At 74.2% G+C, this 9,297-nt stretch carries 7 protein-coding genes; 5 read left to right on the forward strand and 2 right to left on the reverse strand.

The window, feature by feature from the left end:
- Positions 1-261: 261 nt before the first annotated feature.
- The 3 genes from GPJ59_RS28725 (at position 262) to GPJ59_RS28735 (ending at position 4,935) form a co-directional block, all read left to right on the forward strand.
- A complete protein-coding gene (locus GPJ59_RS28725) occupies positions 262-2,376 on the forward strand; it encodes a helicase-associated domain-containing protein (protein WP_374200935.1) in 2,115 nt (704 codons plus the stop codon).
- A 63-nt stretch (positions 2,377-2,439) separates the two neighbouring features.
- Entirely contained in the window at positions 2,440-3,126 is a 687-nt protein-coding gene (locus tag GPJ59_RS28730; RefSeq protein ID WP_374200936.1) for a DUF4291 domain-containing protein, read from the forward strand.
- A 111-nt stretch (positions 3,127-3,237) separates the two neighbouring features.
- Positions 3,238-4,935, forward strand: coding sequence for a DNA repair helicase XPB (locus GPJ59_RS28735; protein WP_219670618.1), 1,698 nt, complete (start codon positions 3,238-3,240; stop codon positions 4,933-4,935).
- On the opposite strand, the gene GPJ59_RS28740 is transcribed toward GPJ59_RS28735, so the two are convergent.
- On the reverse strand, positions 4,922-5,107 hold the full coding sequence (locus tag GPJ59_RS28740) for a hypothetical protein (protein ID WP_219670619.1): 186 nt from the start codon (positions 5,105-5,107) through the stop codon (positions 4,922-4,924). The two genes, GPJ59_RS28735 and GPJ59_RS28740, sit on opposite strands and share 14 nt — an antisense overlap.
- Before the next feature lie 497 nt (positions 5,108-5,604).
- Between GPJ59_RS28740 and GPJ59_RS28745 the strand changes: the two genes are divergently transcribed.
- A complete protein-coding gene (locus tag GPJ59_RS28745) occupies positions 5,605-7,584 on the forward strand; it encodes a HelD family protein (protein WP_219670622.1) in 1,980 nt (659 codons plus the stop codon).
- Between the two features lie 37 nt (positions 7,585-7,621).
- Positions 7,622-8,191 (forward strand): Uma2 family endonuclease, encoded by a 570-nt coding sequence (locus GPJ59_RS28750; protein ID WP_219670620.1) that lies wholly within the window; start codon positions 7,622-7,624, stop codon positions 8,189-8,191.
- A gap of 63 nt (positions 8,192-8,254) precedes the next feature.
- Here the strand turns inward: GPJ59_RS28750 and GPJ59_RS28755 are convergent, their stop codons facing one another.
- The gene (locus tag GPJ59_RS28755) at positions 8,255-8,953 is read right to left on the reverse strand and encodes a copper homeostasis protein CutC (protein ID WP_219670621.1); all 699 of its coding nucleotides are present in this window, start codon (positions 8,951-8,953) and stop codon (positions 8,255-8,257) included.
- Positions 8,954-9,297 lie beyond the last annotated feature (344 nt).

The raw sequence follows: 9,297 nt of genomic DNA on the forward strand, positions 1-9,297 counted from the left end.
CATCATATAATCTGTCCTAAGACACCGCTCAAGCGACTACACATAGTTTTTTTTTTCAACGCAGAAGCAGCCATACGATATCGCCCCGGGTCTGGTGGCCACGGATCTGTGTGAAGGACCCGGCCCGCGCCCCCGCCACCCGCTGCCCCGGCCCCCCGGCCCGCCGACGCCGCGGCCGGTGCAGCCGGTGCAGCAGCACCGGCCGACCCGGCCGACCTGGCCGGGGCCGTGCGGCGGGCCTTGCCCAGGGCGCTCGCGACCTTGCGGGACCAGGCCGTGGTCTGGGGCGGGGACCAGGGCATGCGGCTCGTGCGGACCGCGCGCGAGCTGCTCGCCCCCTCGCCCAGCCGGCCCTCCCCCACCGGGCTCGGCCCCACCGTCGCCGAGGCCACCGCCGGGATGTCGCCCACCCGCCTCCAGGAGATCGTGGCCACCGCCGGGCTCCAGGCCACCCACGACCCGGTGTCGGCGGTCGCCGCGCTCACCGCGCTGTTCACCGACCCCGACCGGATGTCGGCCCTGCTGGCGCAGGCCCCGCCGGAGGCCCACCAGGTGCTCGGCCGGCTCGTGTGGGGGCCCCCGTACGGCGAGGTCACCCCTGATCCGACGCCTCCCGTGCGCTGGCTGCGCGACCGCGGGCTGCTGCTGCCCGTGACCGCCCGTACCGTCGTCCTGCCCCGCGAGGTGGCCCTGCACCTGCGCGGCGGCCGGGCCCACCGCCGCATCGAGCCGGACGCCCCGTCCGTCACCCCGGACCGCACCCACCGTCCACAGCTTGTGGACGCCAACGCCGCCGGCCAGGCCCTGGCCGCGGTCGCCACCGTCGAGGAACTCCTCACCTCGTGGGACCAGGCCGGCCCCGCCGTACTGCGCGCCGGCGGCCTGGCCGTCCGCGACCTCAAGCGGACCGCCGCCGCCCTCGACACGACCGAGGCGATCGCCGCCTTCTGGATCGAACTCGCCTACGCCGCCGGGCTGCTGGCCAGCGACGGCGAGGCCGACGAGCGGTACGCACCCACCCCCGCCTACGACGACTGGGTCGAGGCGCCGCCCGCCGACCGCTGGGCCGCGCTCGCCACCGCCTGGCTGCCGGCCACCCGGACGGCCGGAGTCGTGGGTGAACAGGACGCCAAGGGCCGCACGCTGTCGGCGCTCGGACCCGACCTCGACCGCTCGGCCGCCCCCGAGGTCCGCCGCCGCGTCCTCGAGCTCCTCGCCGGCCTGCCCGAAGGCGCCTCCGCCACCGCCGAGGCCCTCCTCGAACGCCTCGCGTGGGAGCGCCCGCTGCGCGGCACGAGCGATCTGCGCGCCCGGCTCGCCCGTTTCACCCTCACGGAGGCGGAGCTGATCGGCGTCACCGGGCGCGGCGCGCTGGCCGGCGCCGGCCGGGCCCTGCTGGAGGGCGGCGACCCGGCGGCGGTCCTGATGCCCCTGCTGCCCGAACCCGTCGACCACGTCCTGCTCCAGGCCGACCTGACCGCCGTGGCCCCCGGCCCGCTGCGCCGGCCGCTCGCCCAGACGCTCGCCGTGCTCGCCGACATCGAGTCCAAGGGCGGCGCCACCGTCTACCGCTTCACCCCGGGCTCCGTACGCCGGGCCCTGGACGCCGGACAGACCGCATCCGACCTGCACGCCTTCCTCGCCGAGCACAGCATCACGCCGGTACCGCAGCCACTGGCCTACCTGATCGACGACGTGGCCCGGCGGCACGGGCACCTGCGGGTCGGCGCGGCCTCCGCCTACGTGCGCTGCGACGACGACAGCATGCTGGGCGAGATCCTGGCCGACAAGCGCTCGGCCGGCCTGGGCCTGCGCCGGCTGGCGCCGACCGTACTGGCCGCCACCGCCGAACCGGCCGCCCTGCTGGAGGGTTTGCGGGCGATGGGCTTCGCCCCGGCCGCCGAGTCGCACACCGGGGACGTCCTGGTGACCCGGGCGGGCGCGCACCGCACCCCACCGCGCACCGCCCCCGCCCCGGTCCCGGAGGGACCGCCGGTGCCGGACGCGACCCTGCTGGGCGCGGCGGTCCGGGCGATCCGCGCCGGCGACCTCGCGGCCACGGCCGTCCGCAAGGAGCCGACACCCGCCGCGGCCGGGACCCCCGCCGGAGCCGGAGCGGGGGCCGGTGCCCCGGGCGAACTCCCGCGCACCAGCGCGGCGGAGACCCTCGCCACCGTCCAGGCGGCCGCGCTGACCGGCACGGCGGTCTGGATCGGCTACGTGAACGCGGACGGCGCGGCGAGCCAGCGCGTGATCGCCCCGGTGCGGGTCGAGGGCGGCTTCGTCACCGGCTACGACCACACCGCGGACGAGGTGCGCACCTACCCCCTGCACCGCATCACGGGCGTCGCGGAGCTCGCCGAGGACCACTTCTGACAGCTCCGCCGCCGAGGGCTGCGCCCCTAATCCAGGTGCACCGGGGGCGGCCGACCACGCACGCTGTCCCCCATGGACCGACACCGACACCGACACCGACACCGCACCACCGCCGACGCCCGCGGCAGCGAAGACGCGTACAACGCCGGCAGCCACGAGCCGGTCGGCGAGCCCCGGCATCGGATCCGGGCCTCCCACACCGAGGACACGATCACCGTCTACCAGGCCTACAACCCGCGGCTCGGGCTGCCCGCGGCCCGCGACGGGCGCTTCCCGGCGGACTGGAAGCGGGACCGGATGACCTGGATCAAGCCCTCCTTCCTGTGGATGATGTACCGCTGCGGCTGGGCGACCAAGGCCGACCAGGAGACGGTGCTGGCCGTCGAGATCACCCGCGAGGGCTTCGACCACGCCCTGCGCCACGCCTGCCTCTCGCACTACGTGCCGGGCGTCCACGCCGACCAGGCCGCCTGGAAGGCCGCGCTCCGCCAGGCCCCCGCCCGGGTCCAGTGGGACCCCGAGCGGGACCTGCACCTGAACCCGCTGCCCCACCGCTCGCTCCAACTCGGCCTGTCCGGCACCACGTCGCGCGCCTACGCCGACGAGTGGACGGTCGCCATCCGCGACGTCACCCCGCTGGCCCGGGAGATCCACGCCCTGGTCCGGGCCGGCCGGGACGAAGCGGCCCGCGCCCTCCTGCCCGTGGAGACCCCCTATCCGTCGGGACCGCTGCCGCACATCGCCGCGTAGCAGGTCCCCAGGGGCCGACCGGGCCGTCCCCACCCGGCGCGCGCATGCGGCAGACTGGAGGTTTGGCCGCCCCCACCGGGGCGCCGCCATCCCCGCCGGAAAGGGACGCGTGTGAACGGGCCGCTGATCGTCCAGAGCGACAAAACCCTCCTCCTGGAGGTCGACCACGAGCTCGCCGATGCCGCGCGCCGCGCCATCGCCCCGTTCGCCGAGCTGGAGCGTGCGCCGGAGCACATCCACACCTACCGTGTGACGCCGCTGGGGCTGTGGAACGCGCGCGCCGCCGGGCACGACGCCGAGCAGGTCGTGGACGCGCTGGTGGAGTACTCGCGCTATCCGGTGCCGCACGCCCTGCTCGTCGACGTCGCCGAGACGATGGCCCGCTACGGCCGTCTGACCCTGAGCAAGCACCCGGTCCACGGTCTGGTCCTCACCAGCACCGACCGCCCGGTGCTCGAGGAGATCCTGCGCTCCAAGCGGATCACCCCGCTGGTCGGCGCCCGCATCGACGCCGACACCGTCGCCGTCCACCCCTCCGAGCGGGGCCAGATCAAGCAGACCCTGCTCAAGCTGGGCTGGCCGGCCGAGGACCTGGCCGGCTACGTCGACGGCGAGGCCCACCCCATCGACCTCGCCGAGGACGGCTGGGCGCTGCGGCCCTACCAGCGCCAGGCCGTGGAGGGCTTCTGGCACGGCGGCTCGGGCGTGGTGGTCCTGCCCTGCGGCGCCGGCAAGACGCTCGTCGGCGCCGGAGCCATGGCCCAGGCCAAGGCCACCACCCTGATCCTGGTCACCAACACCGTCTCGGCCCGCCAGTGGAAGCACGAGCTGGTCAAGCGGACTTCGCTGACCGAGGACGAGATCGGCGAGTACAGCGGCACCCGCAAGGAGATCCGGCCGGTCACGATCGCCACCTACCAGGTGCTGACGACGAAGCGGAAGGGCATCTACCCGCACCTGGAGCTCTTCGACTCCCGCGACTGGGGCCTGATCGTCTACGACGAGGTGCATCTGCTGCCCGCGCCCGTCTTCAAGTTCACCGCGGACCTCCAGGCCCGCCGGCGGCTGGGCCTGACCGCGACCCTGGTCCGCGAGGACGGGCGCGAGTCGGACGTGTTCTCGCTGATCGGCCCCAAGCGCTTCGACGCGCCCTGGAAGGAGATCGAGGCCCAGGGCTACATCGCGCCGGCCGACTGCGTGGAGGTACGCGTCAACCTGACCGAGAGCGAGCGGCTCGCCTACGCCACCGCCGAGACGGAGGAGAAGTACCGCTTCTGCGCGACGACGGCGACGAAGCGGAAGGTGACCGAGGCACTGGTGCGCCGGCACCGGGGCGAGCAGACCCTGGTCATCGGCCAGTACATCGACCAGCTCGACGAGCTCGGCGCGCACCTGGACGCACCCGTCATCAAGGGCGAGACCTCCAACGCGCAGCGCGAGAAGCTCTTCGACGCCTTCCGCGAGGGCGAGATCAGCGTGCTGGTCGTCTCGAAGGTGGCGAACTTCTCGATCGACCTGCCCGAGGCGACCGTGGCCATCCAGGTCTCCGGCACCTTCGGCTCCCGCCAGGAGGAGGCCCAGCGCCTGGGCCGGGTCCTGCGCCCGAAGGCAGACGGCCACGAGGCCCGCTTCTACTCGGTGGTCGCCCGCGACACGATCGACCAGGACTTCGCGGCCCACCGCCAGCGTTTCCTGGCCGAGCAGGGCTACGCCTACCGGATCATGGACGCCGACGAGCTGCTGACGGGCAGCAACGACAGCGACACTGACAGCGACAGCGACAGCGACGACGTCGTCAGCGACGTATAACGCCTGCGTCCTCGGCGTACTCGCCGAGGAGCACCACGCTGAAGGCCGTACCCGCGAAGACCTTCGCGGCGCGCAGCAGGGAGCCGAAGCGGTGGTGCGGGTGGGAGTGGGTGGTGGCGGTGGCGCCGCTCGGGCGGCCGCCCTGGACCGGGATGAAGGTTGCGGTGCTCATGTCTCCATGCTCCACCTCCGGCCCCTCCGGCACATCGGCCCGCGGATGTAACCCCACGGGGTAGCGCCTCATCCCACCGGCTCACCACACCGCCCCCCGGCTCTACCTCAGGTCGGACAGGGACCCGTACACCACCCGTACGGGTCCCCCTACCCGAGAGGGACATCGCGGCGAAAATCCATTCGCCCGCCGCGGCCGCCACGACTACAATCTCCGCTCTTGCCGCCTCCCACCCGCCGTGCCGCGCGCGGCCGCCGTACAGCTACAGCCGTGCAGCCGTACAGCTACAGCCGTGCCGCCGCGTGCCGGGGAGTGCGCCGACCGGTCGGAACCGGTCGGCAACCACCGTCATCCGTCACGCACGACCCGTCACGCACGACCCGTCACGCACGCAGCTTTTCGTTGGAGGCAGTTCCGTGTCCGCGCATGCCCCTGAGACCGATCCGCTCGCCCGCGAGCGGTCCCACCTGGCCGCCTCCCGCGCCGCGCTCCGCGCGATGCGCGCGGACGTCGAGTCCCTCGACATTCGCGACGTCACGGCGAACTGGGTCAACGCGGTCGTCCTCCAGCGCCAGATCGACGACCGCATCAAGGCGCTCGCGGACCTGTCCCACACCCCGCTCTTCTTCGGCCGCCTCGACTACCTCCACCCCGTGGGCGGGGAGCTCGCGGAGGGCGCCGAGGGCGAGCAGTTCTACATCGGCCGCCGCCATGTGCACGACGGCGACGGCGACCCGATGGTGATCGACTGGCGCGCGCCGGTCTCCCAGCCGTTCTACCGGGCCACCAAGCAGGACCCGCAGGACGTGGGCCTGCGCCGCCGCTTCGGCTACACCGGCGGCGACCTCACCGCCTACGAGGACGAGCACCTCTCCGACCCCGCCGAGGCCGCAGGCGTCAGCAAGCTCCTCCAGCAGGAGATCGAGCGCCCGCGCGTCGGCCCCATGCGGGACATCGTCGCGACCATCCAGCCGGAGCAGGACGAGATCGTCCGCTCCGGACTGTCCGGCTCCGTGTGCGTCCAGGGCGGCCCCGGCACCGGAAAGACCGCCGTCGGCCTGCACCGGGTGGCCTACCTCCTCTACGCCCACCGCGAGCGGCTGGCCCGCACCGGCACTCTCGTCATCGGGCCGAACCAGTCCTTCCTGCACTACATCGAGCAGGTCCTGCCGGCCCTGGGCGAGCTGGAGGTCCAGCAGGCCACCGTCGACGACCTGGTCGCCGGCCCCTTCGAGGTCCGCGGCGAGGACGGCGCGGACACGGCGGTGGTCAAGGGCGACGCGCGCATGGCGGAGGTGCTGAGCCGCGCCGTCCGCTCGCACGTCACGCTGCCCACCGAGCCGCTGATGGTGGTGCGCGGCTCGCGCCGCTGGCGCGTCCCGGCGTACGAGCTCACGGAGATCGTCGAGGAGCTGCTGGCCCGCGACATCCGCTACGGCGCCGCCCGCGAGGCCCTGCCGCAGCGGATCGCGCACGCGGTGCTGGTACGGATGGAACAGGCGGGCGAGGCACCCGACGACCGCGTGCAGGACGCGGTCGCCCGGAACGCGGCGGTGAAGGCGGCCGTGAAGGAGATCTGGCCGGTGGTGGACCCGGCGAAGCTGGTGCTGCGGCTGCTGTCGGACGAGGCCTTCCTGGCCGCCCACGCGGACGGGCTCCTCTCGGCGGACGAGCAGAAGCTGCTGCTGTGGGCGAAGCCGGCGCGCAGCGTGCGCTCGGCGAAGTGGTCGGCGGCCGACCTGGTCCTGATCGACGAGGCGAGCGACCTGGTGGAACGGACGCACTCGCTCGGCCACGTCGTCCTCGACGAGGCGCAGGACCTGTCCCCGATGCAGTACCGGGCGGTGGGCCGGCGCTGCACGACGGGTTCGGCGACGGTCCTCGGCGACCTCGCGCAGGGCACCACGCCGTGGGCCACGCGCAGCTGGGCGGAGGCGCTGACGCACCTGGGCAAGCCGGAGGCGGTCCTGGAGGAGCTGACCGCCGGCTTCCGCGTGCCGCGCGAGGTCATCGCGTACGCCTCGCGGCTGCTGCCGGCGATCTCGCCGGGGCTGGCCGCGGTGTCCTCGGTCCGTGAGACGCCAGGCTCGCTGGTGGTGGCGGCGGTCGCCGACCCGGCGGAGCTGACCGACGCGGTGCTGGCGGCCTGCCGGGAGTCGCTCACCCGCGAGGGCTCGATCGGGCTGATCGCGGCGGACGCGCGCATCCCGCTCCTCGCGGAGGCCCTGACCGCGGCGGACCTGCCGTACCTGGGGCCGGGCGAGGAGACGACGGCCGACGCGCGCCTGACGCTGGTGCCGGCGTCGCTGGCGAAGGGTCTGGAGTACGACTACGTGGTCCTGGACGAGCCGGCGGCCGTCGTCGACGGCGAACCGGACGAGCGGACCGGGCTGCGGCGGCTGTACGTCTGCCTGACCCGAGCGGTGTCGGGGCTCACGGCCCTGCACTCGGCGCCCCTCCCGGAAGCTTTGGCCTGAACCGGCGCGGGGGCCGTCCGGACCGCTACCGTGGCCCATGACTGCTCTGCCCAAGTGGATGTACCCACCCCGCGATGAGGGCTGGTTCGCGGACGACCTGGACAACCTTCCGGAAGCGCCTCGGCACACGGAACTCATCGACGGGGCGCTCGTCTTCAGGACGCCTCCCCAACGGTCGTGGCACGGCCGCCTGGTGACCGCCCTCACCAACCGGCTCACCGCCCAGGCTCCGGAAGGGGTCGAGGTCGAACGGGAGATGACGATCCGGCTGGACCGGCGCAACCGCCCCGAGCCGGATCTCCTCGTCACCACGTCCCCGTACGACCCGGACCGCACGTGGTACTCGGCCGACCAGGTCCAGCTGGTCGTCGAAGTCGTCTCCCCCGAGTCCGCGCACCGCGACCGCACGGTCAAGCTGCGCAAGTACGCCGAGGCGGGAATCCCGCACTACTGGTGCATCGAGGACGAGGACGGCGCCCCGGTCGTGCACGTCTACGAGCTGGACGGGCCGACCGGCACGTACGTCCCGGTGGAGATCTTCCGGGACGTCCTGAAGCGGCCGGTGCCCTTCCCGGTCGAGGTCGACCTGGCCACGCTCACCCCGTAGGAGCCCGGTCTCCTGCGGCCCGGCCGGGCCGCAGGAGGTCGGCGGGTGACCCCTACGGCGCCCCTACGCGTCCAGGGCCTCGCGCCAGCGGGCCACCGACGACCGCGAGACCGGGCCGGTCCAGCCGTGCGGCCGGGCCGCGCCGCCGATGTGGAAGGCGTCGATCCCGGCCTCCCGCAGGACCGGCACGTGGGCGAGGTTCAGGCCGCCGCCGACCAGGATCCGCGCCTCATAGCCCGGCTCCCCGCGGCGCGCGGCCTCGGCCCGGAGGACCGCCAGACCCGCGTCCACGCCCTCCGCCGCCCCGGCCGTCAGGTACGTGTCCAGGCCCGGCTGCTCCGCGAGCGCCTTGCGCAGGCCGTCCCGGTCCGCGGCCCGGTCGATGGCCCGGTGAAAGGTCCACCGGCACCCCTCCAGCTCCGCCGCCAGCGCCTCCACCGCCACCAGGTCGGGCGTGCCGTCCTCGGTGAGGAAGCCCAGCACGAACTCCTGCGCGCCCTCCGCCCGCAGCGCCCGCGCCCGCGCCACCAGCCCGGCGAGGGCCTCCGCGTCCCCGGCTGCGAAGCCGTCGGCCGTCCGCAGCATCACGCGCAGCGGGATGTCCACGGCCGCCCGGATCGCCGCGAACACCTCGCGCGACGGGGTGAGCCCGTCCGCCGCCATGTCGGTGACCAGTTCGAGGCGGTCCGCCCCGCCGGCCTCGGCCGCGACCGCGTCCGCCGCGTCGAGGGCGATCACCTCCAGGAGCGCACGGTTGCTCATCTGACCCCATCCTTCGGTTAGCGGCTGGTTGATACTGATACGGAAAATAGGTCTAGTCCAATATCAGGGTACGGGTCCCACCCGCCCTCCACCAGCACCATCCGTCCTCCACCGGCACCATCACGCCAACCCCGGTCCCCGCCCCGCCCCGCCCCGCGGCACGGCCGCTCGCCCGCCCGCCCCCCCAAGTGCGGGAGGGCACCGGGAAACCGCCCGAAGCCCCCGAGCTGCGGGAAAGCTGGGACCCGACCGCCCCCCCCGCCCGCGCCCGCCGCGACCCCCGCCCCCCCGCCCGACGCCCCCCTGCCGCCCGGGCCCCGCCCCCGCGCCGCTACCCCACCACC

The sequence above is a fragment of the Streptomyces bambusae genome, from assembly GCF_019400985.1.
GTDB classification, from domain to species: domain Bacteria; phylum Actinomycetota; class Actinomycetes; order Streptomycetales; family Streptomycetaceae; genus Streptomyces; species Streptomyces bambusae_A.

Excerpts from the sequence above, each read along its gene's own strand:
- GPJ59_RS28740 (WP_219670619.1), bottom strand. The coding sequence starts at position 5,107 with ATGAGCACCGCAACCTTCATCCCGGTCCAGGGCGGCCGCCCGAGCGGC.
- GPJ59_RS28745 (WP_219670622.1), top strand. The coding sequence starts at position 5,605 with ATGCGCGCGGACGTCGAGTCCCTCGACATTCGCGACGTCACGGCGAAC.
- GPJ59_RS28750 (WP_219670620.1), top strand. The coding sequence starts at position 7,622 with ATGACTGCTCTGCCCAAGTGGATGTACCCACCCCGCGATGAGGGCTGG.
- GPJ59_RS28755 (WP_219670621.1), bottom strand. The coding sequence starts at position 8,953 with ATGAGCAACCGTGCGCTCCTGGAGGTGATCGCCCTCGACGCGGCGGAC.